The sequence below is a fragment of the Pseudomonas sp. RL_15y_Pfl2_60 genome, assembly GCF_963970595.1.
Lineage (GTDB): Bacteria > Pseudomonadota > Gammaproteobacteria > Pseudomonadales > Pseudomonadaceae > Aquipseudomonas.
In genome coordinates this window covers 441,917-465,851 of sequence record NZ_CAXAOE010000003.1, presented here as the reverse complement: position 1 = coordinate 465,851, position 23,935 = coordinate 441,917, and the positions used below count along the sequence as shown (strand labels likewise).

Here is a 23,935-nt window from a genome sequence, read left to right as displayed (position 1 = left end):
GCATTTGGCATCACAACAAACGACTGCCCGCAGATGTTACGGCGAATTACACGGCACCACGCGCCCAGGTTTCAGGCCATGCGGATCAAGGCTTGGCTAGCGTTGGCAGTTCGCCACTCAAGCCTAAGGCCTGACGCACGAACAGCGCCTTGGCTTCAGGCATGTCATCAACCCAGTTGAGCCCTGCGTTACGCAGCCAGCGTACTGGCAAAGGGTCGGCCTGAAACAAGCGCTCAAAGCCTTCCATCGCGGCCATCATCGCCAGGTTATGCGGCATGCGCCGACGCTCGTAGCGGCTCAGTACACGCTCATCGGCTGGCGACTCACCCCGCTCAAGGGCGTGTAACAAGACATCCGCCAACACGGCGGCATCAAGGAAGCCAAGGTTGACGCCCTGCCCGGCCAGAGGATGAATGCTGTGCGCGGCATCACCGATCAACGCCAGTCCTTGCTCAATGTAGCGCTTGGCATGGCGCTGACGCAGCGGAATGGCAACCCGGCGGTCGCTATGCAGCACCCTGCCCAGGCGTTGCTCGAAGGCCTTGCCTAGTTCGACACAGAATTGCGACTCATCCAGCGCCATCAAGCGCTCAACTTCGGCGGGTACTGCCGACCAGACAATCGACGACCAATGCTGATCTGGCTGGTCACTGACCAGGGGCAGGAACGCCAGCGGACCGTCATCGGTAAAACGCTGCCATGCTGTGGCCTTATGCGGTTTTTCAGTGCGCACGCTGGTGACGATCGCGTGGTGCAGATAATCCCACTCACGGGTGGCAGTGCCCGCCAAACGACGCACCGCCGAGTTGGCGCCATCGGCAGCAATCAGCAGCGGCGCACGCAGTTCGCGACCATCTTCAAGGGTCAACAACCACTCACGACCAGAGCGGCGCAGTCGCTCCAGCTTGGCGTTGGCCAGCAGACCGATAGTGCTTTCATGCAGCTGTTCAAGCAGCGCATCTTGCACAACGCGGTTCTCGACAATATGCCCCAGTGTTTCGGCATGCACGCTGGCGGCGCTGAAGTGGATATTGCCGGTGCCAGCGCCATCCCAGACATGCATGTCGCGGTATGGGCTGCTGCGGCGGGCGGCAATTCCCGGCCACACATTGAGCCGCTCAAGCACCCGCTGGCTGGCCATTGACAAGGCACTGACCCGCGCCTCGAACGGTGCACCCGCATCGAATGGTTCCAGGCGCATCGGGCCGCCGTCGATAACCAGAATCTCCAGGCCGCTCGACTGCATGGCCAGCGCCAGCGTACTGCCAACCATTCCAGCGCCGACAATGATCATATCCGCGTGCATATTCATTCCTTAAGCGGCCTGCCTGGCGCGCGGTTTTAGCCGCACATACAAGGTTTTGTGCACCTTGGCGACCAAGGTACCTGCACCGTCACGCACCTCAACCTGCAACTCGGGCAAGTACTTCTCACCCTCGGCAGTGCGCGCGCGAATAGTGTCGAGCAGGCCATCATCAATGCTGAACTCGGCAAACACCGGGCCTTTGCCCGGTGCAATAAAATCAATACTCGCAGCTTTATCCCAAACGATGTAATCAGCACCCAGATTTTCCATCAGCATCAGCATGAAAAATGGGTCGGTCATCGAATACAGGCTGCCGCCGAATTGGGTGCCGACGTAATTACGGTTATACCAGCCCAGGCCCATTTTTACCTGGACACGCTGAAAGTCAGCGCTGATATGCCGCACACGAATACCCGCGCCCAAATACGGCGGATACAGATTCATCGCCCAACGCAGCAAACGCGCCTTGCGCGCCGTTTTTTTCGAGTGTTGGCTCATGGTTGCGATCGCGTACCCAAGCCCATGGCCTGACGCGCAAACCAGCGCTTGGCCGGTGGCAACAGATCAAGCCCAAGCAACCCGAGGTTACGCCCGGCAACACGCAAAGGCTCGCCAGAGCTGAACAAGCGCGTCACTTGGTCGGAAAACCCCACGGTCAACTGTTGATCAAGCTGCTGGCTGCGCAGATAGCCTTGCAACGTGGTGAAATCACCGAGCGGCGCGGCACTGTCAAGCAGGCAGTCTGCCAGGGCGATGGTGTCGCGCAATGACAGGTTATAGCCCTGCCCGGCGATGGGATGCAGGCTGTGCGCAGCATTGCCCAGCACCACAAGGTGCGGGCGAATCTGTTCTTGTGCCTCAACCAGCGCCAGCGGATACAGATGCCGCTCGCCTATTTGGCTGATGGCACCGAGACGGTAACCAAAAGCCAGCTGCAGTTCAGCGATGAACGCAGCGTCCGGCAACCCCAGCAAGCGCTCGGCATCTGCGGTTGAACGGGTCCAGACCAATGCGCTGCGGTTGCCCGCCAGCGGTAGCATGGCCATAGGTCCATCATCGGTGAACCGTTCAAAGGCCTGGCCAGCATGGGCTTCGCGGGTGCTGACGTTAGCGATCAAGGCGCTCTGATCATAAGGCGTTTGCTTGACGTTGATGCCCAACTGCTCGCGCAAGCCTGAGCGACCGCCTTCGGCAAGAATGGCCAGGTCGCAGTCGAGTACAACACCATCCTGCAGGGTGAGCCGATAGCCATCGCCCAACGCGTCAAGGCGAGTAACTTGTGCAGGGCTGCGCCAGCTCACTACCGATTGGTCCAGCGCCTGCCACAGGCACTCACCAATCCAGGCGTTCTCGACCACGTACCCCAGGGCGGGTACGCCCTCTTCTGCTGCACTCAAGCGGGCAGCAGCAAAGCGCCCGCGGTCAGAGACATGGATGTGCTGGATCGGCTCGGCATGCTTGGCAATTTGCGGCCAGATGCCCAGGCGCTGATAGATTTGCTGCGAGCCATAAGACAACGCCGTCGAGCGGGCGTCATAACTGGGCTGATAACCCGAGCCCGGCGTAAAGGCTTCGATCAGGCAAATTTGCCAGCCACGTTTTTTCGCCTCGCCTTGTAGCGCCAGCGCCAGGCTGGCGCCAACCAAGCCGCCGCCAATGATTGCCAGTTCGACGCGCGGCGTTGATTCAGGCAAGTTGGGGCGCTCCAGCCATCAAGGCCTCGATTTCGGCAACCGTCTTCGGTACGCCGGTGGTAAGGATTTCGCAGCCCTTCTTGGTGACGACCACGTCATCTTCAATGCGCACGCCGATGCCGCGCCATTTTTTCGCGACATTTTGATTGTCCGGGGCAATATAGATACCCGGCTCAACCGTCATCGCCATACCGACCTCAAGCACGCGCCATTCGCCACCGACCTTATAGTCGCCAACATCGTGTACATCCATGCCCAACCAGTGACCGGCGCGGTGCATGTAGAAAGCCTTGTAGGCTTCGCTGGCGATCAGCTCATCCACATCGCCTTCAAGCAAACCCAGCTCAACCAAACCTGCGGTAATGACTTGCACCGTGGCCTCGTGCGCCTGATTCCAGTGTTTACCGGGGGCGATCTCAAGGAAAGCAGCTTCTTGCGAGGCCAGCACCAGCTCGTAAATGGCTTTTTGCTCAGGCGAAAACTTGCCGTTGGCTGGGAATGTGCGGGTGATATCGCTGGCGTAGCAATCGATCTCGCAGCCTGCATCGATCAGCACCAGATCGCCGTCCTTCAGCACCGCATCATTCTCGTGATAATGCAGGATGCAGGCGTTCTTGCCCGTCGCGACTATGGAGCCGTAAGCAGGCATTTTTGCCCCGCCCTTGCGGAACTCGTAATCCAACTCGGCTTCAAGGTGAAACTCAAACAAACCGGGGCGACTTACGCGCATGGCTTGCACATGGGCGCGTGACGAAATCTCGGCGGCTTCACGCATCACCTTGACCTCGTTGGCGCTCTTGTACAGGCGCATGTCGTGTAGCAAGTGGTTGAGCGCGACAAACTCATTCGGCGGCTGCGCACCCTGACGCGCCTTGGAACGGATCACATTGATCCAGTCCATCAGGTGGCGGTCAAATTCCTGGTTGGTGCCCATCGAGTAATAAACCCGCTCGCGGCCTTCAATCAACCCCGGCAGGATGTCGTCGATATCGCCAATCGGGAACGCGTCATCTGCACCAAAACGGCTCATGGCGCCGTCCTGGCCTGCGCGCAAACCGTCCCACAACTCACGCTCGGGATCACGCTCACGGCAAAACAAAACGTACTCGCCATGCTCACGCCCCGGAATCAGCGCAATCACCGCCTCGGGCTCAGGAAAGCCGGAGAGGTATTGAAAGTCGCTGTCTTGGCGGAAGATGTGCTCGACGTCGCGATTACGGATGTACACCGGGGCAGCAGGCAAAATTGCGATGCTGTTGGGTTCCATCTGCGCCATCAGCGCCTTGCGCCGACGGGCATATTCCGACTTTGGGATGCTGATCATGGCTGACGGATTCCGCTCGTTGAGACTTAAAATCAATGCAGCGACGGCTTCTCGGCCGGCGCTTCAGGTTTGGCAAACTCGCTGAACAACAGCAACGGCGCTACGCGCAGGTATTCCATGACTTCCATATAGTCACTTTCACCTTCCTCGGATTCTTCCAAGGCGTTTTGCACCTGGGCGATTGCCGACAGGTCTTGCAAGACTTCCATTGCTTCAGTGCTTAGCGCGGTGTCACCGGCCACCAGACCAAAACCACCCAGGAAGCCCTGGCACCACTGACCAAGGGCCGCAGCACGCTCGCTCAGCGGTGCATCATCGGATGGCAACAACAAGACGACGGTGACCTCACTGCCGGTGAGTTCGGTCTTGACCATTTCCTGCAGGCCGATCAGCGCCTGGCGCACGTTATCAACAGGCGCGGCACCGAGCAGCTCGGCGGCATCGACCATCCAGCTGTCGACCTCGAACCCCGCACCGGCACAGCTGCGACCCAGCAGCAAGCCTTGCAGCTCAGCAGGAGAAATAGAAAAACCGTTGCTGGTCAGCAACGCGGCGAATGCAGAATAGGGAGAGCTAGAAGTTGGCATAGATTACTAGGCGCCAGACGGCGCAATCACTAGAATAGAGGCTTGGTATCCTAGCATTGGCAGGCACACCAAGACCATCGACGCTACGCCAGTGGGCAACCAAATTGCTGATCGGCAGTCTCAAGTTGCCAGCCAGGGACATTGCAACTACCGACCAAGGCCTGCAGGATGACCACCGCGTCGTATATTGGCACATGCAGTTTGACCCCGAACCGCATCACGCCTATATCCTAAAGTTAAACGCTTCTAGCCCAATATCAATCCTTGCCCTAGCGAGACCCCATGGAAGACGCCGATTTGCAAGCCCTGACGAGTAAACTGGAACTACTTGTCCAGCGTGTCGAGCAGCTCAAGGCTCAAAACCGAGTACTGATTGCACACGAGCAAGCATGGCGCGGGGAGCGCGCTCATCTGATTGAAAAGAACGAATTGGCCCGGCATAAGGTCGAATCAATGATTTCGCGCCTTAAAGCCCTGGAGCAGGACTCATGACACAGTCGAATACCGTAAACGTTCAGATCCTCGATAAAGAATATTGCATCAATTGCCCGCAGAACGAACGCGCCAATCTAGAGGGCGCCGCGCGCTATCTGGACGCCAAAATGCGTGAGATTCGCAGCAGTGGCAAAGTCATAGGCGCCGACCGGGTAGCGGTGATGGCTGCACTTAATATCACCCACGAACTGTTGCACAAGCAAAGCGACCTGGATCAGCAGACTTCATCAACCCGCGAACAGGTACGTGACCTGCTGCAAAGGGTCGATAACGCACTGGCAGATGACGTAGGTGGTCAGCCGGGCTGATCAAAGCGATGCTTTCAGGTATACTGGCCCCCGCTCCCTGAAGTGTGCGCCAGTTGGTCATGTCCCTGAGCCGATACGCACAACCCCGGGGGTTGCAAGCTGGGGCCGGTGTGCATGTCCGCTCGACGGAAAGCCTTAACGCCTCCTTCAACCTCCACCTTGAACTTTCGGGTTCAAGGGCTACACCGACAGCGGCACGTCGGGGAGTCACTCCATTCATGTGTGTTGCCGACCTTGGCAGCACGCGATCTTGCAGATGTTTTTGATGCTCGATCCAGCCCTTCTCAGTCGCAACCAGTTACGCCGAACATTACGTCAGGCGCGGCGCGACCTCTCGCCTTGCGAGCAACGTCGCGCGGCACGCAACCTGTATCGGCAACTCGCGCAGCACCCCGTATTTCGCCGCGCCAAGCACATCGCCCTGTATCTGCCAAATGATGGCGAGATAGATCCGCAACTGCTGTTGCGCGCCGCCCAGAGGCGCGGCAAAGCTACTTACCTGCCCGTTCTCAATGCCTGGCCACGCACCAAAATGGTGTTCCAGCGCATTCGCCCAGCAGATAAGTTGCGAGCCAATCGTTTTGGGATACCCGAGCCACGCGCCAATCCTGCGCAACAACGCAAGGTCTGGGCGCTGGATTTAATTTTGCTACCGTTGGTCGGCTTTGATAGCGAAGGCGGACGCCTCGGCATGGGTGGCGGTTTCTATGATCGCAGCTTGGCTTATCGCACAAGGCGCAAGAATTGTCACAAACCGACACTTCTGGGTCTCGCCCATGAATGCCAGCAGGTAAAAAGACTGGCCATGGCCAGTTGGGATGTACCGCTTAATGCGACGGTAACGGACCGGAAGTGGTATTGAGCAGCGCTGCGTCCTGCAGCGCCTTCCACAAAACTAGGACTGCTGTGACTCACTCACTGCAGTATCAGCCTGACGATCCCACAGGCTCTGTGTATAACCGGTTGTAACCACACCCAAGCCAAACAAAATCACTAACACCCACAACAAATCTGGTTTACGTCTCATTGAATGCCTCCCCCTTTGAGGCAATCTGCGCACGGTGTTACCGGCGGCATTTTTTTTTATAGAACTAGCAACTACCAAACCCACAAAAGCGCTGGCATTGTGGACTTGTGCTTAGCGCCCGGCAATTGCAAGTGCCCAACGGTCAACTGCTGGACGCCTTACGATCCGAGACCCTGCGACTTACCGCTATGCAGGTATCCTTAACGAGTTAGGGACTAAATTGATGGAGCAAAGTTCATGCCCAATTGGCTGATGAAATCAGAACCGGACGAATTTTCAATTCATGACCTGCAACGCTTAACGGTTGCACGCTGGGATGGGGTGCGTAATTATCAAGCACGCAACTTTATGCGCAGCATGAAAACCGGGGATTTATTCTTTTTCTATCACTCAAGTTGCCCACAACCCGGTATTGCAGGCATCGCGCGCATCAGCCGCGAAGCCTATCCCGACCCAACCGCACTTGATGATAAAAGCCATTACTTTGATGCAAAAGCCACTGCCGAGAAAAATCCATGGAGTGCCGTCGACATCGAATTCGTAGAAGCCTTCAAGCAGGTTATTAGCCTTGCCGACCTGAAAGCACAGCAAGGGCTAATCGACTTGCCGCTTGTGCAAAAAGGTAGCCGTCTTTCAGTCATGCCGGTCGCGGATACCCACTGGCAAACAATCATGCACATGCGTCCAGGCTAAACCTAAGGATGCGCTCGCCTTGAGGGCTGCCAGCCTTGGCTGTTCCAACCCAATAACAACAAGACGCCCACCACCCACACATCGGACTCAGCTATATGGCGCAACGCCTGCCACAGACATGGATTGCTCGATTTGCACTGGCAGTGCTATTAAGTGGGCTTTACTTTGCCAGCCTGACCGTTTGGCAGCAGATGGTTAGAGACCAACAGAAGTCCATTGCCGAACGCGTCGATTTCCAGGCTAAAGATCTCGCAAGACGCTTGCAAGGCAGCCTGCATGAACAGGTTGATGACCTGCATCGCATCGCCCAGTTATGGAATCACCGTGGGCGTATCCCACAAGATGAATGGCTGCTTGAAAGCCGCTTTTCCCTGGATCACTTCAAGGCTTACCAATCGATTCAGTGGCTTGGCCCAGACCTGCACATGCGTTGGGTGGTGCCCACTAGCGGCAACGAAGCGGCGCTCGACTTCGTCCTCAAACCCGATCACCCCAATTACCCACTTGCATTACGCGCCCGCGATACCGGCACTGCCCAGTTTTCAAACAGCTTTGCCCTGGTTCAAGGCGGGCGCGGCTTCGTCTTGTACACCCCGTTATTTATAAAAAATGAGCAAGGCCAGCGGGTATTCGATGGCTTTGTCCAAGGTGTATTCAAAGTCGAACAACTCATGGATCAACTGCTATCAGAAGTTGATCGCGATTATTTCAGCGCCTACCTGATGGAAAACGGCAAACCCATCTACAGCCGCGAACAACCCAGCACAGAGGCTGATTTTGAACAGGTCATTGCCCTGCACCTGCTCAATAACCAGAATTTCTCTATCATCTTGAAACCCAGCCAAAGACTGCTCGATGAGCTGCGTTCGCCCCTGCCGACCTTTGTCCTCAGCGCCAGCCTAATCATCAGCACCTTGCTGGTTGCCGCGCTGGCATTGGCGCTGCAAAGCCATCAGCGCGCAACCGACGTGCAACGCACCAACCGACGCCTCAACCAGGAAATATCACACCGCGAACATATAGAAAGCGTGCTTCTAGAGAGCCGCGAACGCTTGCAGCTGGTTCTTGACCTGACGGACTCCAGTACGGATGGCTTGTTTATCGTCAACCCGCATAACCGCGAAATCCTCTACATGAACCATGCGACCTATCGCTCACTTGGCTACGACGCGCAGATGTTCAGCCAGTTATTCAAAGAGAGTCCGGACCGCTTGCTGCCTGACTATGAGAACTGGCTCGACAAGGTGGGTAAATCCGAAGGCGGAAATGTGTCGCAGCACCAATTGATCAAGCGCGATGGCAGCAGCCAACCGGCTGAAATCAGCGCGCAGATAGTGGTGATCAATGAGCACGAATATTTAATCTGCGTCTCGCGCGACAACAGTGAGCGCCTGAAATTTGAAGCACAACTGCAAACCCTGTCGCAGCAGGATGGATTAACCGGCCTGTTTAACCGGCGCTACTTTGACAGCCAGTTGGCGAGCGAATGGCGTCGCCTTCAACGCACTGGCGCGCCGCTGACCTTGATGATGCTCGATATCGACTACTTCAAGGCCTACAACGATCAGCGCGGCCACTTGGCGGGAGATGACGCATTGCGCCATGTTGCCGAGATCATGCAGGACTGCCTGCAACGTGAAGGAGATTCGGCCTGTCGCTACGGCGGCGAAGAGTTCGCGATCATCCTGGCCAACACAGATGCGGAAGGCGCCAGCCACATTGCCGCCCAACTTCACCAAAAATTGGATGAAGCTCGCATCAAGCACCTGCGCAGCCCCTTTGGCAGGCTGACCCTGAGCATTGGCATTGCCAGCATCACCGCTGACGACGAAGACCTGCCAGACAGCCTCATCGAGCGCAGTGACCGGGCGCTCTATCAAGCCAAGCGCGATGGACGCAACCGCACTTGCACGGCGCGCCCAGTGGAGTGAGCAGGCGCAGGCATTCGCGCCAAGACTACTGCTGCAAGATCAGGTTATTGAACAGCAAATCCTCAACCAATGGCTCTCCTTCCTCCTGAGTCAGCACTTGCTGGACTTGCTTCAACGCTTCTTGACGCAACTTCTCTTTTGCATCGGGCGCACTCAAGTCCTGCTCGCTTTGCTGGGAAAACAACATCACCAGTTGATTGCGAATCAACGGCTGATGATGGGCAACCTTGGCCTCGGCCTCTGGCCCCGCGACCCGAAGCGACACATCCGCCTTGTAGAATTTCAACTTGGGCCCGGAGCCAAAGTTACCCACCAGCGCTGGCGTCAGGTTGATGTAAGCAACTGCAGGCGCTACGGCCTCGCCGTCGGCTTCAGCTTCTTCAGCCACGGCGTGCAGCGGCAAGATCAGGGCAATCAATAATGCGAGGATGACTTTCACAGGACTCACTCTCCGTAAGGGTTGTGCCAAGCATAGCGACTACCACGCCAGCCCCCAAGCACAATGCTTATGCAGCACCATTACAAGCAACCATGCTTGTTGACCCACTTCACCAGCGCTCTACACTGCGGCTCATAACTTGAATAAGGATTCGCCCGATGAAAGCAGTGTTATGCAAAGCCTTTGGCCCAGCCGAGACGCTGGTTGTGGAAGAGACCGCCAACCCGCAGGCAAAGAAAAACGAAGTGATCATTAATGTTCACTGCGCGGGCGTCAACTTCCCGGATACGCTGATCATCGAAGGCAAATACCAGTTCAAGCCGCCCTTTCCATTCTCTCCGGGCGGGGAAGCCGCAGGTGTTGTCAGTTCAGTTGGCGAAAAAGTCAGCCACCTGAAAGTTGGTGACCGGGTCATGGCGCTTACCGGCTGGGGCAGCTTTGCCGAGCAAGTGGCAGTGCCCAGCTATAACGTGATGCCGGTGCCCAAATCGATGGATTTCCCAAGTGCAGCGGCTTTCGGCATGACCTACGGCACCTCGATGCATGCACTTAAGCAACGCGCCAATCTACAGCCGGGCGAGACCCTGCTGGTTCTCGGCGCATCGGGCGGGGTCGGCCTGGCGGCCGTCGAAATCGGCAAGGCCATGGGCGCCAAGGTGATTGCCGCAGCCAGCAGCGCTGAAAAGCTTGAAGTGGCTAAGGCAGCGGGCGCTGATGAGCTGATCAACTACAGCGATAGCAATCTCAAGGAAGAAGTGAAACGCCTTACTGGCGGCCAAGGTGCTGATGTCATCTATGACCCGGTTGGCGGCGATTTGTTTGATCTGGCGGTGCGCAGCATTGCCTGGAATGGTCGCTTGCTGGTGGTTGGCTTTGCCAGCGGACGTATCCCAGAAGTGCCAGTCAACCTGATGCTGCTCAAGGGCGCTTCAGTGGTCGGCGTATTCTGGGGCTCATTCGCCCAGCGCCAGCCACAAGACAACCTGGCCAACTTCCAGCAACTCTTCGCCTGGCACGCCGAAGGCAAGCTCAAGCCACTGGTATCGGAAACCTTCCCCCTGGAAAAAGCCGCCGATGCGATCAACTTGCTAGGCCAGCGCAAAGCTGTTGGCAAGGTCGTGGTTCAGGTTCGCTAAGCATCGCTGCAGCCTTCACCCTTTAGTGAAGGCTGCACGAGCTTATTTGATCAATGCGCGCTACGCGGCTAGTCCCGCGGGGCATAGGCGAAGACATCGGCGCGCATCTGGTGCGCATCCATGCCTGCCTCAACCAAAGCATCGAGCGTTCCATAAACCATTGGCGGCGAGCCGCTGGCATAGACGTGCAGCGACTTGAGGTCGCTGAAATCTTCACTGACCGCCTCATGCAGCAAGCCACAGCGGCCCTTCCAGCCACATTGATCACTGACCACCTTGTGCAGGGTCAGGTTTTCCAGCTGTTGCCAGTCGGCCCAGTGCGGTAAATCATAAAAATCGTCTGGACTACGCGCGCCCCAGTACAAATGCACGGGGTATTTGAAGCCTGCCTGGCGACAATGCTCGATCAAACTGTGCATCTGCGCCATGCCAGTACCTGCTGCGATCAACACCAAGGGCCCGTCAGGCAGCTCGGCCAGATGAGTATCACCAAACGGCAGTTGCACGCGAACAAATCCCTGATTCTGCAAGCGCTTGATCAGCGCCAGGGTGTCATCGTCCCGCGCCAGGATGTGCAACTCAAGATCGCGCCCGGCATGTGGCGCAGAGGCCAGGGAGAAAGCGGTGTAGTCATCTTCCGCGCGCTGCAACAGCAAGTACTGGCCGGCGTGATAACGCGGCAACTTGCCCGCAGGCGCGCGCAGGCACAGGCGGTAAACGTCGCCGCCCACCTCTGTACAGCTGACAATCTGGCAAGACAGTTCGCGCACCGGCAACTCGCCCGGTGCCAGCACGCCATCCCAATGCAGCACGCAGTCTTCCAACGGCTCGGCCAGGCAGGTGAATAACTCGCCGTGATCGATTTCGCTGCCATTCTGGCTAACCCGGCCCTCAACCAGCAACGCCGCACAAATATGGCAGTTACCGTTGCGGCAGCTCTGCGGGCAGTCGAAGCCCTGACGTCGCGCCGCATCAAGAATAGGCTCGCCCGGCTGTACTTCAACCTCGGCGCCTGAGGGTTGCAAGATGACTCTCATAACGCTTTCCGACTCAAATCCAGCATCAATCGATCCCTAGCTCCGCCCACATATCATCGATCCTGCGTTTGACGGCATCATCCTGAACAATCGCCCGCCCCCACTCACGCGTGGTCTCGCCCGGCCACTTGTTGGTTGCATCCAGGCCCATCTTCGAGCCCAAGCCCGAAACGGGTGAGGCAAAATCCAGGTAGTCGATCGGCGTATTCTCGATCATCACCGTATCGCGTGCCGGGTCCATGCGCGTGGTTATCGCCCAGATCACATCATTCCAATCACGGGCATTGACGTCATCATCGGTGACGATAACGAACTTGGTGTACATGAACTGGCGTAAAAACGACCAGACACCGAGCATTACGCGCTTGGCATGGCCCGGATACTGTTTCTTCATGGTTACCACCGCCATGCGGTAGGAACAGCCTTCAGGCGGCAGGTAGAAGTCGGTAATCTCCGGAAACTGCTTTTGCAGAATAGGGACAAACACTTCATTGAGCGCCACACCCAAGATCGCCGGTTCATCGGGCGGCCGTCCGGTGTAGGTGCTGTGATAAATCGGCTTCTGCCGGCGGGTAATGCGCTCCACCGTGAACACCGGGAAACGATCCACTTCGTTGTAATAGCCGGTGTGATCGCCATAAGGGCCTTCATCGGCCATCTCGCCAGGGTGAATCACCCCTTCAAGGACGATTTCAGCACTGGCCGGCACCTGCAGGTCGCTGCCGCGGGCCTTGATCAGTTCAGTCTTGTTGCCCCGCAATAAGCCGGCAAAGGCGTACTCGGACAAACTGTCAGGCACCGGTGTGACAGCGCCAAGAATAGTCGCCGGGTCAGCCCCCAAGGCAACCGCCACCGGATAGGGACGATCCGGGTATTTCTGGCACCATTCGCGAAAATCCAAAGCACCGCCGCGATGGCTAAGCCAGCGCATGATGACCTTGTTGCGGCCAATCACCTGCTGGCGATAAATCCCTAGGTTCTGGCGCTCTTTATTTGGTCCCTTGGTGATGGTCAGCCCCCAGGTGATGAGCGGGCCAACATCGCCCGGCCAGCAGGTCTGCACCGGCAGCTTGGTCAAGTCGACATCATCACCTTCTTCGATCACTTCCTGGCACGGTGCATCCTTGAGCACCTTGGGCGCCATCGAAAGCACCTTGCGGTAGATCGGCAGCTTGTCCCAGGCATCTTTCAGGCCTTTGGGTGGCTCGGGCTCCTTGAGGAACGCGAGCAGCTTGCCAATTTCACGCAGCTCACTGACTGCTTCAGCGCCCATGCCCAGCGCCACGCGCTGCGGCGTGCCAAACAGGTTGCCGAGCACCGGCATATCGAACCCGGTCGGATTCTCGAACAGCAACGCAGGCCCGGCCTTGCGCAGAGTACGGTCACAGATTTCAGTCATTTCCAGCACCGGGGAAACCGGGGTCTGGATACGCTTGAGTTCGCCGCGCTTTTCCAAGCCGCTGATAAAGTCGCGCAGGTCGCGATACTGCATGCAGGAGCCTCGTGTCAGGCAGAGCCATCGAAGCGCAAAGTTTAACGCCCCACTGGGTTATTCAGAAGGCCAAAAGCCAATTCACACAAACACAAAAGCCGGGATCAGTACTGATTACCCGGCTTTTGTGAAATCTTACAGCGCTTAAAGACCTCAACAACTCGTTTGTACGCTTTATTGAGGTCCGAGGTCGCGTGTGCAAAGGTCAGGCAAGGCGAAAGTCGGCGAAGAAGCGCAGTGTACGTCTGTACATGAGCATTCTGAGCCGGCTTTCAACGCAGCATCACCGCAGCAAACACGGCCGCAAGCCAATCCCAATCACTTACGTTTCATGGACATGAAGAACTCTTCATTGGTCTTGGTCGCTTTAAGCTTGTCGATCAAGAACTCAATGGCGGCAATCTCATCCATTGGGTGCAGCAATTTACGCAGAATCCAGATGCGCTGAAGCTCGTCTTCGGCGGTCAGCAACTCTTCACGGCGGGTGCCGGAACGGTTGATGTTGATCGCAGGGAACACACGCTTCTCAGCAATACGACGATCCAAAGGCAACTCCATGTTGCCGGTACCTTTGAATTCTTCGTAAATCACTTCATCCATCTTCGAGCCGGTTTCAACCAGCGCGGTGGCGAGGATGGTCAGCGAGCCGCCTTCTTCGATATTACGTGCAGCGCCGAAGAAACGCTTAGGCTTCTCCAGGGCATGGGCATCGACACCACCGGTCAATACCTTGCCGGAGCTAGGGATTACGGTGTTGTAGGCACGCGCCAGACGGGTGATGGAGTCGAGCAGGATCACCACGTCTTTCTTGTGCTCAACCAGACGCTTGGCCTTCTCGATTACCATTTCAGCAACCTGCACGTGGCGCGTTGGTGGCTCATCGAAAGTCGAAGCAACTACTTCGCCGCGCACCGTGCGCTGCATTTCAGTCACTTCTTCCGGGCGCTCGTCGATCAGCAGAACGATCAGGTGGCACTCAGGATTGTTACGCGTGATGTTGCTGGCAATGTTCTGCAGCATGATGGTCTTGCCCGCTTTTGGCGGTGCGACAATCAGGCCACGCTGGCCTTTACCAATAGGAGCACACAAGTCGATAACGCGACCGGTGATGTCCTCAGTGGAACCGTTACCGGCTTCCATGACCAGGCGCTTGTTGGGAAACAGCGGCGTCAGGTTTTCGAACAGAATTTTGTTCTTCGCGTTCTCAGGACGATCGTAGTTGATCGTATCGACCTTGAGCAGTGCGAAGTAACGCTCGCCCTCTTTAGGCGGGCGGATTTTACCGACGATGGTATCGCCAGTGCGCAAGTTGAAGCGGCGAATCTGGCTTGGTGAGACGTAAATGTCGTCTGGACCAGCGAGATACGAGGCATCAGCAGAGCGGAGAAAGCCGAAACCGTCCTGGAGAATCTCCAGCACGCCATCACCGGAAATTTCTTCACCGCCTTTGGAATGTCGTTTCAGTAGCGAGAAAATCACGTCCTGCTTGCGCGAGCGGGCCATGTTGTCTATGCCCATCTGTTCGGCCATTTCGAGCAGTTCAGTGATCGGCTTTTGCTTGAGTTCGGTCAGATTCATAGGAATGACGTAATCATTGTGAGGAGGGAAAATAAGCTATTAGCTTGGGAGGCCGCGCCGCACTGAAGGCGACTGGATCGCGAAATGATTCAAAAAGGAATGCGTCGGCGACGGCTATGCAGGGGGCTGTATAGGAAATACAGCGAGGCCGAATGTAACATCGTGCAAATGCGCACGTCTAGCCTTAAAACATAAAAAAGCCCCGATATTTCGGGGCTTGCTCACAAAACAGCTTAGATATTGCTGTCTAGAAATGCTGTGAGTTGCGACTTCGACAGGGCACCAACCTTGGTTGCCTCAACGTTGCCGTTCTTGAACAGCATCAGCGTTGGGATACCACGAACACCGTACTTAGGCGGGGTTTCTTGGTTCTCATCGATGTTCAGTTTGCAGACTTTCAGCTTGCCCTGGTAAGTCTGGGCAATCTCGTCAAGAACCGGCGCAATCATTTTGCACGGGCCACACCATTCAGCCCAGTAATCGACCAGAATAGCGCCTTCGGCCTGGATAACTTCCTGGTCAAAGCTTGCGTCGCTGACGTTGGTGATGAATTCGCTCATGGAAATCTCCGTGTTCGGAAGCAACAAAATTGGCGGACATCATAACGCGGCTTTGCGATCACAGCTAGAAAAGCACAATTGCGTTTTTCAATAACTCAATACAATTTCCGTATCGTACTAGTCGCCCAGTGTCACGAAAGCAATGCCTGTGCGCAATGCTGCAGCGCGGATGTGCTGCTGCATTGCCTTCTGCGCCGGTGCTTTTGCACGACGCCCAAGCGCCCTGAGTATCTTAGTATGTTCCTTCCAGGTTTCCATCGCCCGCTCCGGACGAATGAAGGGCAACTTCTGGCTTTCGAGGAAAATATCGGCGCTTGAAGTGACGATCCCCAGCATCGCCTGATTGCCGCTGGCCTGCAAAATGCGTCGATGAAAATCAAAATCCAGTTGGGCTGCGCGCTCAAAATCACTGGCTCGCAGCTCTATGCGCATTTGCTCGACGTTATCTTGCAGCGCATCCAACTCTTGCGCGCTCAAGGTCACCGCCGCCAGCCCGCAAGCAAAGCCCTCTAATGCGAAACGTAACTGAAAGGTATCGGCCGCAGAGATTTGCGCAGCAAACGGCCAGGCGAACCCATTATTAACCGCCAGTTGGGTTGTCGGCGCTTGCACAAACACGCCTTTACCGGGCTGCACGCTGACCAGCCCCAGCGCGCTCAGCGATGAAAGCGCCTCACGCAATGAAGTACGACTGACACCAAGCCGCTCGGCCAAATCACGCTGCGAGGGCAGCGCATCACCAGCGCGGTAATCCTCTTGCTCGATCAGGTCGCGGATTGCTTGCAGCGCATATTCAGGTACCGCGCGAGGCGTAGATGCTTGCATAACTGTTCGGGCCGGTCAGTCCAGTGAGACTGTCTTTGTAAGGCCATTTCGCACCCACTGGCAAGTTACGCCCCGTCATTGCTCAGCCCTGGAACTAGCGCACTGAGATGGCGCAAAAAAGTTCCCGACCAATCAGTCAGATTCCTAACTGTTCAGACCAGTAAGACCTTGTTTTGCATAAGCAATAATCCTAAGTGCATGAATCTAATGACTATTGGCACAGCTGATGCAATCGAGCACTTATCGAAATTGTTCGAATTTAATTACCCAGTCGGGAGACAGCCATGACCCACGCCAACCGCAGCCTACTCGGCATCCTGTTCGCTAGTTTGATGTTCAGCATGACTACAGCCAGTGCTGATGGCCTCAGTGACATTAGCGAGCGAGGCGTGTTGAAAGTTGCAGTGCCACAAGATTTTCCGCCCTTTGGTTCGGTGGGGCCTGATCTAAAACCTCGCGGCCTGGATATCGACACCGCACAACTGCTGGCTGACAAACTCTCGGTCAAACTGGAGCTCACGCCGGTTAACAGCACCAACCGCATTCCATTCCTGACCACTGGCAAAGTTGACCTGGTCATCTCCAGCCTGGGTAAAAACCCTGAGCGCGAATCGGTAATTGATTTCTCCGAGGCTTATGCGCCGTTTTATCTGGGCGTGTTTGGTCCAGAGGACGACACGGTGAAATCACTGGCTGATCTGTCCGGCAAAACCATTAGCGTCACCCGTGGCGCCATCGAAGACATCGAGTTGAGCAAGGTTGCGCCTAAAGATGCAACGATCAAACGCTTCGAAGACAACAACTCGACCATCGCTGCCTACCTTTCTGGCCAGGTTGATCTAATCGCCAGTGGCAACGTCGTAATGTCAGCCATTGCTGAGCGCAACCCAAAGCGGGTACCGGCGATGAAGCTCAACCTTAAGAACTCCCCCACTTATGTGGGCGTGAACAAGAACGAGCCCGCCTTGCTCGACAAGGTTAACCAGATCATCACCGTCGCCAAGACCGACGGCAGCCTCAATAGCATCAGCGAAAAATGGTTGAAGCAACCACTGCCTGCCGACCTATAAGCCTTCACACCCAGTTGGAGGCCTGACTCGATGGCGTACCAGTTCAACTTTGTTCCCGTACTTGAAAATGCTGATCTGCTGCTGCAAGGCGCAATGTTCACGCTGGGCCTGACTTTCGTTGGCACGGTATTCGGCGTCGGTTTAGGGATTATTGGCGCGGTATTGCGCGCCTGGCAGATCAAACCCTTCAATCGGGTCTTTGCGGTCTATGTTGAGCTGATACGCAACACGCCATTTATTGTTCAGCTGTTTTTCATTTTCTTCGGCCTGCCCGCCCTTGGCGTACGGATGAATGAATGGGAGGCTGCCGTGCTGGCAATGGTGATCAACCTCGGTGCCTATTCCACGGAAATTATTCGCGCAGGGATTCAGGCCGTCCCGGCCGGTCAGCTCGAAGCCGCTTCGGCATTGGCCATGAGCCGTTTTGAGACCTTCCGCTATGTAGTCTTGCGCCCGGCATTGAGCAAAGTCTGGCCTGCATTATCGAGCCAGATAATCATCGTCATGCTGGGCTCGTCGGTGTGCTCGCAGATATCGACCGAAGAGTTGTCGTTCGCCGCCAACTTTATTCAGTCGCGCAACTTCCGAGCCTTTGAAACCTACTTGGTAACCACCCTGCTGTATTTGGTGATGGCAATCATCATTCGCCAACTGCTGGCCTGGGTTGGCCGGCGCTTTATCGCAGGAGCTCGCTGATGGATTTCACCCTTTGGGACATTCTGCGCAACCTGCTCACTGGCTTGCAGTGGACGCTACTGCTGTCATTGGTGGCATTTGTCTGCGGCGGCATTGCCGGGTTGCTGGTTTTACTGGCGCGAATCGCTCCGTTGCAGGCTCTGCGGGCTCTGGCTCACGGCTACATCGAGCTCTTCCAGGGCACACCGTTGCTGATGCAGTTATTCATGGTGTTTTTCGGCGTAGCCCTGCTTGGTATCGACGTTTCACCTTGGCTAGCCGCAGCTATCGCGCTGACGCTGTTCACCAGCGCCTTTCTCGCCGAAATCTGGCGCGGCTGCGTTGAGTCAATCCCGCGCGGCCAGTGGGAGGCGTCTGAAAGCTTGGCCTTGTCGCGCCTCGAAGTATTGCGCCATGTGGTGCTACCGCAAGCCTTGCGCATCGCCATCGCGCCCACCGTCGGCTTCTCGGTGCAGGTCGTCAAAGGCACTGCGGTGACATCAATCATCGGCTTTACCGAACTGACCAAAACCGGCGGCATGCTGGCAAATGCCACCTTTGAACCCTTCATGGTTTATGGCTTTGTGGCACTGGGCTACTTCCTACTCTGTTATCCCCTCTCGTTTGCTGCACACCGCCTGGAAAGGAGGCTCAATGTCACTGCTTAATGTCAGCGCCCTGCACAAATACTTCGGTGACAACCATGTGCTCAAGGGCATCGACCTTGAGGTTGCCGAAGGCGAGGTCGTGGCCATCATCGGCCGCAGTGGCTCAGGCAAAAGCACGCTGCTGCGCACCCTCAATGGCCTGGAATCGATCAATGACGGGGTGATTGAAGTCGATGGCGAATACCTCGACGCAGCCCGTGCCGACTTACGCAGCTTGCGGCAAAAGGTCGGCATGGTGTTTCAACAGTTCAATCTGTTCCCTCACCTGACGGTGGGCGAGAACGTGATGCTCGCACCCCAGGTTGTGAAAAAAGTAACCCGCGCCGAGGCGACTAAGCTGGCTCAGCAAATGCTCGAGCGAGTCGGTTTAGGTGAAAAATTTTCCGCCTTCCCTGAGCAGCTCTCCGGTGGCCAGCAGCAACGTGTTGCCATTGCCCGGGCCTTGGCCATGTCACCCAAGGTGCTGCTGTGTGATGAAATTACCTCGGCACTCGACCCGGAATTGGTCAATGAGGTTCTCGCTGTCGTCAAGCAACTGGCCAGCGAAGGCATGACATTGATCATGGTGACCCACGAGATGCGCTTTGCCCGAGAGGTCGGCGACAAGCTGGTGTTCATGCACCAGGGCAAAGTGCATGAAGTCGGCGACCCCAAAGTACTCTTTGCCGAACCGCAAACCGCAGAGCTACGCAACTTCATCAGCTCGGTTCATCTGTGAGCAAGCCCTTGGTTTTAGGTGCGGAACCTTTAACCCGCGAGTCATTTGCGCCTTTTGGTGATGTGCTTGAAAGCGATGGCGCCGAGCACTTTCTAATCAATGCAGGCAGCACCACGCGCTATCACGACCTGGCTCAAGTCCAGGCCTGCGGCCCAATGCCACGCGTCCTGTTCAACCTGTTCGACGGCTTAGCTGCGCACTCACCGCTGCAGATCAATAGGCTGGAACGCCACCCGCTTGGCAGTCAGGCGTTTTACCCAGTTGACGACGCACGCATGCTGATCGTCGTCGCCCCAGCTGGCGATCTCGATGAGGGGTCAATCCGTGCCTTTATAAGCCGTGGCGATCAAGGTGTGAATTACGCACCGGGCACATGGCACCATCCGTTACTGAGCGTTGGTCGGGCCGGGCGCTTTGTGGTGATCGACCGGGGCGGCGAAGGCCACAATTGTGACGAACAAGACCTGCAACACCCGCTGCTGGTGTCGTTATAAAAAACTTTGGAAGATTTATTCAGACTTAGCAAACACCTCAACAGGCGCCAGCTTGTCAGTGCTGGAGCTATTGTTGACTAGCAAAAAGATCTGCTACCAGATCGCTAGGCGTTGGCGTGGTCGGTTGATCGTGGCACGATGACTGAGTTATGCATCGAGACCTCACACGCCATGCCAGAAAACTCTATCGAGCCATACCCATTGATTGCCGCCATCGACCTTGGCTCAAATAGCTTTCACATGGTGTTAGCCAAAGCCGATCACGGTGAGATTAGGATCCTTGAGCGCCTCGGAGACAAGGTGCAACTCGCTGCAGGCATCAATGACGAGCGGGTTCTCAACGAAGAAGCCATGCAGCGCGGCATCGACTGCTTGCGCCGCTTTGCTCAACTGACCGCAAACCTGCCCCAAGGCGCGGTACGCGTAGTCGCCACCAATGCCTTGCGTGAAGCGCGTAATCGCGCGGAGTTCATCCAACGCGCAGAAGAGGTGTTGGGCCATCCGGTTGAAGTGATTTCCGGGCGCGAAGAGGCCCGACTGATCTATTTAGGCGTATCGCACAGCATTGCCGACACACCTGGAAAGCGCCTCGTTGCAGACATTGGCGGTGGCAGCACCGAATTCATTATCGGTAAACGCTTTGAACCCCTGCTACGCGAAAGCCTGCAAATGGGTTGCGTAAGCTATACCCAACGCTTTTTCAAGGACGGCAAGATTACCCAGGCGCGTTACGCTCAGGCTTACACGGCTGCACGCCTCGAAATAATGGGTATCGAGCATGCACTGCGCCGCATGGGCTGGGAGGAAGCCGTTGGCGCCTCTGGCACCATCAAGGCAATTGGCCTGACCATCCAAGCCGCAGGCTTGGGTAAAGGTGAAGTCAACAGTGCAGGGCTGGCCTGGCTCAAGCGCAAGGTGCTCAAGCTGGGCGACGTTGAAAAACTCGACCTCGATGGAATCAAGACAGACCGTCGCGGCATCTTCCCAGCGGGACTGGCGATCATGGAAGCCATTTTCGATGCTTGCGAACTGAGCCGCATGACGCATTCAGAAGGCGCGCTGCGTGAAGGCGTGCTCTATGACCTGCTCGGCCGCCATCAACATGAAGACGTCCGCGAGCGCACCCTGAGCGCGCTGATGGAGCGTTATCACGTTGACCTTGATCAAGCTGCCCGTGTTGAATCCAAAGCCCTTGAGGCGCTTGCTCAGGTTGAAAAGACCTGGTCGCTCGATGAGGATTGGCACAAGGAGCTGCTGGTCTGGGCCGCACGCGTCCATGAACTGGGCCTGGATATCGCCCACTACCAGTACCACAAGCATGGCGCCTATCTGGTTGAGCACTCGGATTTAGCCGGTTTTTCACGCATCGACCAACAGATGCTGGCTTTGCTGATACGCGGCCACCGACGCAATATTCCCAAGGACAAACTCGCTGAGTTCGGCAAGGAAGGCATCAAGCTGATTCGCCTGTGCGTACTGCTGCGTTTTGCGATTCTGTTCCACCACATCCGCAGCACCCAGGAAATGCCCAAAGTGGAACTCAATGCCTCTGGGCAGCGCCTTGAATACCGCTTCCCTGACGGCTGGCTGGAAGCCAACCCATTGACTCAGGCTGACTTCACCCAGGAAGCAGAATGGCTCAAGCGCGTCGGCATCGAACTTAGCGTGCGCTAACCAGCGGTACCGTTAGCTTATCAAGCAACCCGGCCTGCGCACTGCGCGGGTTCTGGTTGCCCGTCGGGCTGCTTTGCAGATAGCGACCATCAGGCTGCAATACCCAGCTATGGGTATTATCGCTGAGGTACATCTCCAACTCTTTCTTGACCCGCATAATCAGCTTCTTGCCCTCGACCGGGAACGCTGTTTCCACGCGCTTATCGAGGTTGCGCTCCATCCAGTCGGCACTCGACAGGTAGATTTTCTCTTCGCCCTCATTGAGGAAGTAGAACACCCGCGTGTGCTCAAGGAAGCGGCCAATGATCGAGCGCACCTGGATGTTGTGCGAAACACCCGGAATACCCGGACGCAGGCAGCACATGCCGCGCACCACCAGATCAATTTTGACCCCGCTCTGACTGGCTTTGTACAAGGCACGAATAATCTTCGGATCAGTCAGTGAGTTGAACTTGGCCATGATGTGAGCAGGCTTGCCTTCAGTAGCCAGCAAAGTCTCTTTGGCGATCATGTCGAGCAAGGTTTTTTTCAGGGTAAAGGGCGCATGCAGCAACTTCTTCATGCGCAGGGTTTTACCCATGCCGATCAACTGGCTGAACATTTTCGAGACGTCTTCACAGAGGGCAACGTCTGCGGTCAGCAGGCTGTAATCGGTGTAAAGACGTGCGTTACCCGCGTGATAGTTACCGGTACCCAGGTGCGCATAGCGCACGATATCGCCACTTTCACGGCGCAGGATCAGCATCATCTTGGCGTGGGTTTTAAAACCAACAACGCCGTAGATAACCACAGCACCAGCAGCCTGCAAACGACTCGCCAGCTGCAGGTTGGACTCCTCATCAAAGCGGGCACGCAGCTCGATGACCGCAGTCACCTCTTTACCGTTACGTGCCGCTTCGACCAGCGCATCGACAATTTCCGAGTTAGCGCCCGAGCGATACAGGGTTTGCTTGATCGCCAAAACGTGCGGATCTTTGGCTGCCTGGCGCAGAAAATCCACGACCGGGGTAAATGATTCAAACGGGTGCAGCAGCAGAACGTCTTGCTTGCTAATTACGTTGAAGATGTTGTCGCTGTTCTGCAGCAGCTTGGGAATAACCGGGGTAAAGGGTGTGTATTGCAGCTCCGGGTGGCTTTCCAGGCCTGTGACGCTGAACAGTCGCGTCAGGTTTACCGGGCCGCCGACACGGTACAGCTCGCTCTCGGCCAGGCCGAACTGTTTTAGCAAATAGTCGCTGAGGTTTTTCGGGCAGGTATCGACCACCTCAAGGCGCACCGCGTCCCCATAGCGACGCGAGAACAACTCCCCGCGCAGGGCACGCGCCAGGTCTTCCACATCCTCGGTATCCACCGACAGGTCAGCGTTACGCGTGAGACGGAACTGATAGCAACCCTTGACCTTCATGCCCACGAACAAGTCATCGGCGTGGGCGTGGATCATGGACGACAAGAACACATAGTTATCACCCGCCCCGCCCACTTCTTCCGGCACGCGGATAATCCGCGGCAGCAGGCGTGGCGCCGGGATAATCGCCAGGCCCGAGTCACGGCCAAAGGCGTCAACGCCCTCAAGCTCAACGATAAAGTTCAGGCTCTTGTTGACCAACAATGGGAAGGGGTGCGTTGGGTCAAGACCGATCGGGGTAATAATCGGCGCAATTTCATCGCGGAAATAGCGCCGCACCCAGGCCTTGATCTTGGTGTTCCAATGCCGCCGGCGGATGAAGCGAACATTGTGCTTTTCCAGTGCCGGCAACAGGGTTTCATTCAGGATGCTGTACTGGCGCGTGACCTGCTCATGCACCAGTTCAGAAATACGGGCCAGGGCCTGATGCGGCTGCAAACCATCGGCCGCCGCTTGCTCACGGGCGAAGGTGATCTGTTTTTTCAGGCCCGCCACGCGAATCTCGAAGAATTCATCCAGGTTGCTGGAGAAGATCAACAAGAACTTCAGGCGCTCCAGCAAGGGATATGACTCATCCAGCGCCTGCTCAAGCACGCGGATATTGAATTGCAGCTGCGACAGCTCGCGGTGGATATAGAGGCTGCTGTCATCCAGGCTCGGCACCACCATTGGCGGCGCAGGAGGTGCCTCGGCTGCAGTGGCTGCGACCTCGGCAACGACGACTGGAGCCTCAACAACGACCGGCTCTACAGTTTGCAATTCAGTCAATCCTTCGGTGTTCATTAGCGGGGTTCCTGGG

The 23,935-nt window shown here is 56.5% G+C and carries 25 protein-coding genes and 1 other RNA gene; 13 read left to right on the top strand and 13 right to left on the bottom strand.

The genetic code is table 11. The features are described 5' to 3' along the window. Window positions 1-85: 85 nt before the first annotated feature. The 5 genes from AACY26_RS11060 to AACY26_RS11040 are packed head-to-tail and all read right to left on the bottom strand — an operon-like array spanning window position 86 to window position 4,911. On the bottom strand, window positions 86-1,306 hold the full coding sequence (locus tag AACY26_RS11060) for a 2-octaprenyl-3-methyl-6-methoxy-1,4-benzoquinol hydroxylase (protein WP_339513925.1): 1,221 nt from the start codon (window positions 1,304-1,306) through the stop codon (window positions 86-88). A 9-nt stretch (window positions 1,307-1,315) separates the two neighbouring features. Continuing rightward, entirely contained in the window at window positions 1,316-1,804 is a 489-nt protein-coding gene (locus tag AACY26_RS11055; protein ID WP_339513923.1) for a DUF4442 domain-containing protein, read from the bottom strand. After that, entirely contained in the window at window positions 1,801-3,000 is a 1,200-nt protein-coding gene (gene ubiH, locus AACY26_RS11050) for a 2-octaprenyl-6-methoxyphenyl hydroxylase (protein ID WP_339513921.1), read from the bottom strand. The genes AACY26_RS11055 and ubiH overlap by 4 nt, the downstream gene beginning before the upstream one ends. Continuing rightward, window positions 2,993-4,324, bottom strand: coding sequence for a Xaa-Pro aminopeptidase (pepP, locus tag AACY26_RS11045; protein WP_339513919.1), 1,332 nt, complete (start codon window positions 4,322-4,324; stop codon window positions 2,993-2,995). Before pepP ends, ubiH begins: the two co-directional genes overlap by 8 nt. Before the next feature lie 32 nt (window positions 4,325-4,356). After that, the gene (locus AACY26_RS11040; protein ID WP_339513917.1) at window positions 4,357-4,911 is read right to left on the bottom strand and encodes a YecA/YgfB family protein; all 555 of its coding nucleotides are present in this window, start codon (window positions 4,909-4,911) and stop codon (window positions 4,357-4,359) included. A 282-nt stretch (window positions 4,912-5,193) separates the two neighbouring features. Between AACY26_RS11040 and AACY26_RS11035 the strand changes: the two genes are divergently transcribed. The 4 genes from AACY26_RS11035 to AACY26_RS11020 all read left to right on the top strand — a co-directional run bounded on the left by AACY26_RS11035 (window position 5,194) and on the right by AACY26_RS11020 (window position 6,576). Further along, window positions 5,194-5,403, top strand: coding sequence for a TIGR02449 family protein (locus AACY26_RS11035; RefSeq protein WP_339513916.1), 210 nt, complete (start codon window positions 5,194-5,196; stop codon window positions 5,401-5,403). Then, window positions 5,400-5,714 carry a cell division protein ZapA gene (locus tag AACY26_RS11030; protein WP_087518675.1) on the top strand — a complete coding sequence of 105 codons (315 nt, stop codon included), beginning with the start codon at window positions 5,400-5,402 and terminating at the stop codon, window positions 5,712-5,714. The genes AACY26_RS11035 and AACY26_RS11030 overlap by 4 nt, the downstream gene beginning before the upstream one ends. Window positions 5,715-5,745: 31 nt before the next feature. Next, window positions 5,746-5,924, top strand: a non-coding RNA gene (gene ssrS / locus AACY26_RS11025) — 6S RNA. Between the two features lie 55 nt (window positions 5,925-5,979). Continuing rightward, window positions 5,980-6,576 carry a 5-formyltetrahydrofolate cyclo-ligase gene (locus AACY26_RS11020; RefSeq protein ID WP_339513913.1) on the top strand — a complete coding sequence of 199 codons (597 nt, stop codon included), beginning with the start codon at window positions 5,980-5,982 and terminating at the stop codon, window positions 6,574-6,576. Window positions 6,577-6,609: 33 nt separating this feature from the next. Here AACY26_RS11020 and AACY26_RS11015 read toward each other — a convergent pair whose 3' ends face one another. Beyond that, window positions 6,610-6,741 carry a hypothetical protein gene (locus AACY26_RS11015; RefSeq protein ID WP_339513911.1) on the bottom strand — a complete coding sequence of 44 codons (132 nt, stop codon included), beginning with the start codon at window positions 6,739-6,741 and terminating at the stop codon, window positions 6,610-6,612. A gap of 237 nt (window positions 6,742-6,978) precedes the next feature. On the opposite strand from AACY26_RS11015, the gene AACY26_RS11010 reads away from it, so the two are divergent. Continuing rightward, window positions 6,979-7,434 (top strand): EVE domain-containing protein, encoded by a 456-nt coding sequence (locus AACY26_RS11010; protein ID WP_339513910.1) that lies wholly within the window; start codon window positions 6,979-6,981, stop codon window positions 7,432-7,434. A 95-nt stretch (window positions 7,435-7,529) separates the two neighbouring features. Beyond that, window positions 7,530-9,365 carry a sensor domain-containing diguanylate cyclase gene (locus AACY26_RS11005; protein WP_339513908.1) on the top strand — a complete coding sequence of 612 codons (1,836 nt, stop codon included), beginning with the start codon at window positions 7,530-7,532 and terminating at the stop codon, window positions 9,363-9,365. Window positions 9,366-9,390: 25 nt separating this feature from the next. Here AACY26_RS11005 and AACY26_RS11000 read toward each other — a convergent pair whose 3' ends face one another. Further along, on the bottom strand, window positions 9,391-9,804 hold the full coding sequence (locus AACY26_RS11000; RefSeq protein WP_339513906.1) for a flagellar basal body-associated protein FliL: 414 nt from the start codon (window positions 9,802-9,804) through the stop codon (window positions 9,391-9,393). Between the two features lie 158 nt (window positions 9,805-9,962). On the opposite strand from AACY26_RS11000, the gene AACY26_RS10995 reads away from it, so the two are divergent. After that, window positions 9,963-10,940, top strand: a complete 978-nt coding sequence (locus tag AACY26_RS10995; protein ID WP_339513904.1) for an NADPH:quinone oxidoreductase family protein — start codon at window positions 9,963-9,965, stop codon at window positions 10,938-10,940. A 68-nt stretch (window positions 10,941-11,008) separates the two neighbouring features. On the opposite strand, the gene AACY26_RS10990 is transcribed toward AACY26_RS10995, so the two are convergent. The 5 genes from AACY26_RS10990 to AACY26_RS10970 all read right to left on the bottom strand — a co-directional run bounded on the left by AACY26_RS10990 (window position 11,009) and on the right by AACY26_RS10970 (window position 16,432). Then, entirely contained in the window at window positions 11,009-11,977 is a 969-nt protein-coding gene (locus AACY26_RS10990; protein ID WP_339513902.1) for a CDP-6-deoxy-delta-3,4-glucoseen reductase, read from the bottom strand. Between the two features lie 25 nt (window positions 11,978-12,002). Then, window positions 12,003-13,469 carry a 4-hydroxy-3-polyprenylbenzoate decarboxylase gene (gene ubiD, locus AACY26_RS10985; protein WP_339513900.1) on the bottom strand — a complete coding sequence of 489 codons (1,467 nt, stop codon included), beginning with the start codon at window positions 13,467-13,469 and terminating at the stop codon, window positions 12,003-12,005. A 318-nt stretch (window positions 13,470-13,787) separates the two neighbouring features. Then, on the bottom strand, window positions 13,788-15,047 hold the full coding sequence (rho, locus tag AACY26_RS10980) for a transcription termination factor Rho (protein ID WP_339513898.1): 1,260 nt from the start codon (window positions 15,045-15,047) through the stop codon (window positions 13,788-13,790). A 233-nt stretch (window positions 15,048-15,280) separates the two neighbouring features. Then, complete coding sequence (gene trxA / locus AACY26_RS10975; protein WP_010489350.1) at window positions 15,281-15,607, bottom strand: thioredoxin TrxA; 327 nt, start codon at window positions 15,605-15,607, stop codon at window positions 15,281-15,283. A gap of 117 nt (window positions 15,608-15,724) precedes the next feature. Further along, window positions 15,725-16,432, bottom strand: a complete 708-nt coding sequence (locus AACY26_RS10970) for a FadR/GntR family transcriptional regulator (RefSeq protein ID WP_339513895.1) — start codon at window positions 16,430-16,432, stop codon at window positions 15,725-15,727. 284 nt (window positions 16,433-16,716) lie between these two features. Between AACY26_RS10970 and AACY26_RS10965 the strand changes: the two genes are divergently transcribed. From AACY26_RS10965 to ppx, 6 genes are all read left to right on the top strand, one after another. Next, window positions 16,717-17,502 carry a transporter substrate-binding domain-containing protein gene (locus AACY26_RS10965; protein ID WP_339513893.1) on the top strand — a complete coding sequence of 262 codons (786 nt, stop codon included), beginning with the start codon at window positions 16,717-16,719 and terminating at the stop codon, window positions 17,500-17,502. 30 nt (window positions 17,503-17,532) lie between these two features. Then, on the top strand, window positions 17,533-18,198 hold the full coding sequence (locus AACY26_RS10960) for an amino acid ABC transporter permease (protein WP_339513891.1): 666 nt from the start codon (window positions 17,533-17,535) through the stop codon (window positions 18,196-18,198). Further along, window positions 18,195-18,845 (top strand): amino acid ABC transporter permease, encoded by a 651-nt coding sequence (locus AACY26_RS10955; RefSeq protein ID WP_339514113.1) that lies wholly within the window; start codon window positions 18,195-18,197, stop codon window positions 18,843-18,845. Before AACY26_RS10960 ends, AACY26_RS10955 begins: the two co-directional genes overlap by 4 nt. Continuing rightward, window positions 18,832-19,563, top strand: a complete 732-nt coding sequence (locus AACY26_RS10950) for an amino acid ABC transporter ATP-binding protein (RefSeq protein ID WP_339513889.1) — start codon at window positions 18,832-18,834, stop codon at window positions 19,561-19,563. Before AACY26_RS10955 ends, AACY26_RS10950 begins: the two co-directional genes overlap by 14 nt. Then, on the top strand, window positions 19,560-20,057 hold the full coding sequence (locus AACY26_RS10945) for an ureidoglycolate lyase (RefSeq protein ID WP_339513887.1): 498 nt from the start codon (window positions 19,560-19,562) through the stop codon (window positions 20,055-20,057). Before AACY26_RS10950 ends, AACY26_RS10945 begins: the two co-directional genes overlap by 4 nt. 171 nt (window positions 20,058-20,228) lie before the next feature. Beyond that, window positions 20,229-21,731: an exopolyphosphatase gene (gene ppx / locus AACY26_RS10940; protein WP_339514111.1), complete on the top strand. Its 1,503-nt coding sequence runs from the start codon at window positions 20,229-20,231 to the stop codon at window positions 21,729-21,731. On the opposite strand, the gene ppk1 is transcribed toward ppx, so the two are convergent. Beyond that, a complete protein-coding gene (gene ppk1 / locus AACY26_RS10935; RefSeq protein WP_339513885.1) occupies window positions 21,718-23,919 on the bottom strand; it encodes a polyphosphate kinase 1 in 2,202 nt (733 codons plus the stop codon). The two genes, ppx and ppk1, sit on opposite strands and share 14 nt — an antisense overlap. Between the last annotated feature and the right edge of the window lie 16 nt (window positions 23,920-23,935).

Excerpts from the sequence above, each read along its gene's own strand:
- AACY26_RS10960 (WP_339513891.1), top strand. The coding sequence starts at position 17,533 with ATGGCGTACCAGTTCAACTTTGTTCCCGTACTTGAAAATGCTGATCTG.
- AACY26_RS11030 (WP_087518675.1), top strand. The coding sequence starts at position 5,400 with ATGACACAGTCGAATACCGTAAACGTTCAGATCCTCGATAAAGAATAT.
- ppk1 (WP_339513885.1), bottom strand. The coding sequence starts at position 23,919 with ATGAACACCGAAGGATTGACTGAATTGCAAACTGTAGAGCCGGTCGTT.
- rho (WP_339513898.1), bottom strand. The coding sequence starts at position 15,047 with ATGAATCTGACCGAACTCAAGCAAAAGCCGATCACTGAACTGCTCGAA.
- pepP (WP_339513919.1), bottom strand. The coding sequence starts at position 4,324 with ATGATCAGCATCCCAAAGTCGGAATATGCCCGTCGGCGCAAGGCGCTG.
- AACY26_RS11015 (WP_339513911.1), bottom strand. The coding sequence starts at position 6,741 with ATGAGACGTAAACCAGATTTGTTGTGGGTGTTAGTGATTTTGTTTGGC.
- AACY26_RS10965 (WP_339513893.1), top strand. The coding sequence starts at position 16,717 with ATGACCCACGCCAACCGCAGCCTACTCGGCATCCTGTTCGCTAGTTTG.
- ubiD (WP_339513900.1), bottom strand. The coding sequence starts at position 13,469 with ATGCAGTATCGCGACCTGCGCGACTTTATCAGCGGCTTGGAAAAGCGC.
- AACY26_RS10970 (WP_339513895.1), bottom strand. The coding sequence starts at position 16,432 with ATGCAAGCATCTACGCCTCGCGCGGTACCTGAATATGCGCTGCAAGCA.
- AACY26_RS11060 (WP_339513925.1), bottom strand. The coding sequence starts at position 1,306 with ATGCACGCGGATATGATCATTGTCGGCGCTGGAATGGTTGGCAGTACG.
- AACY26_RS10995 (WP_339513904.1), top strand. The coding sequence starts at position 9,963 with ATGAAAGCAGTGTTATGCAAAGCCTTTGGCCCAGCCGAGACGCTGGTT.
- AACY26_RS11020 (WP_339513913.1), top strand. The coding sequence starts at position 5,980 with ATGCTCGATCCAGCCCTTCTCAGTCGCAACCAGTTACGCCGAACATTA.
- AACY26_RS11005 (WP_339513908.1), top strand. The coding sequence starts at position 7,530 with ATGGCGCAACGCCTGCCACAGACATGGATTGCTCGATTTGCACTGGCA.
- AACY26_RS10990 (WP_339513902.1), bottom strand. The coding sequence starts at position 11,977 with ATGAGAGTCATCTTGCAACCCTCAGGCGCCGAGGTTGAAGTACAGCCG.
- AACY26_RS10950 (WP_339513889.1), top strand. The coding sequence starts at position 18,832 with ATGTCACTGCTTAATGTCAGCGCCCTGCACAAATACTTCGGTGACAAC.
- trxA (WP_010489350.1), bottom strand. The coding sequence starts at position 15,607 with ATGAGCGAATTCATCACCAACGTCAGCGACGCAAGCTTTGACCAGGAA.
- AACY26_RS11040 (WP_339513917.1), bottom strand. The coding sequence starts at position 4,911 with ATGCCAACTTCTAGCTCTCCCTATTCTGCATTCGCCGCGTTGCTGACC.
- AACY26_RS11035 (WP_339513916.1), top strand. The coding sequence starts at position 5,194 with ATGGAAGACGCCGATTTGCAAGCCCTGACGAGTAAACTGGAACTACTT.
- AACY26_RS11055 (WP_339513923.1), bottom strand. The coding sequence starts at position 1,804 with ATGAGCCAACACTCGAAAAAAACGGCGCGCAAGGCGCGTTTGCTGCGT.
- AACY26_RS11010 (WP_339513910.1), top strand. The coding sequence starts at position 6,979 with ATGCCCAATTGGCTGATGAAATCAGAACCGGACGAATTTTCAATTCAT.
- ppx (WP_339514111.1), top strand. The coding sequence starts at position 20,229 with ATGCCAGAAAACTCTATCGAGCCATACCCATTGATTGCCGCCATCGAC.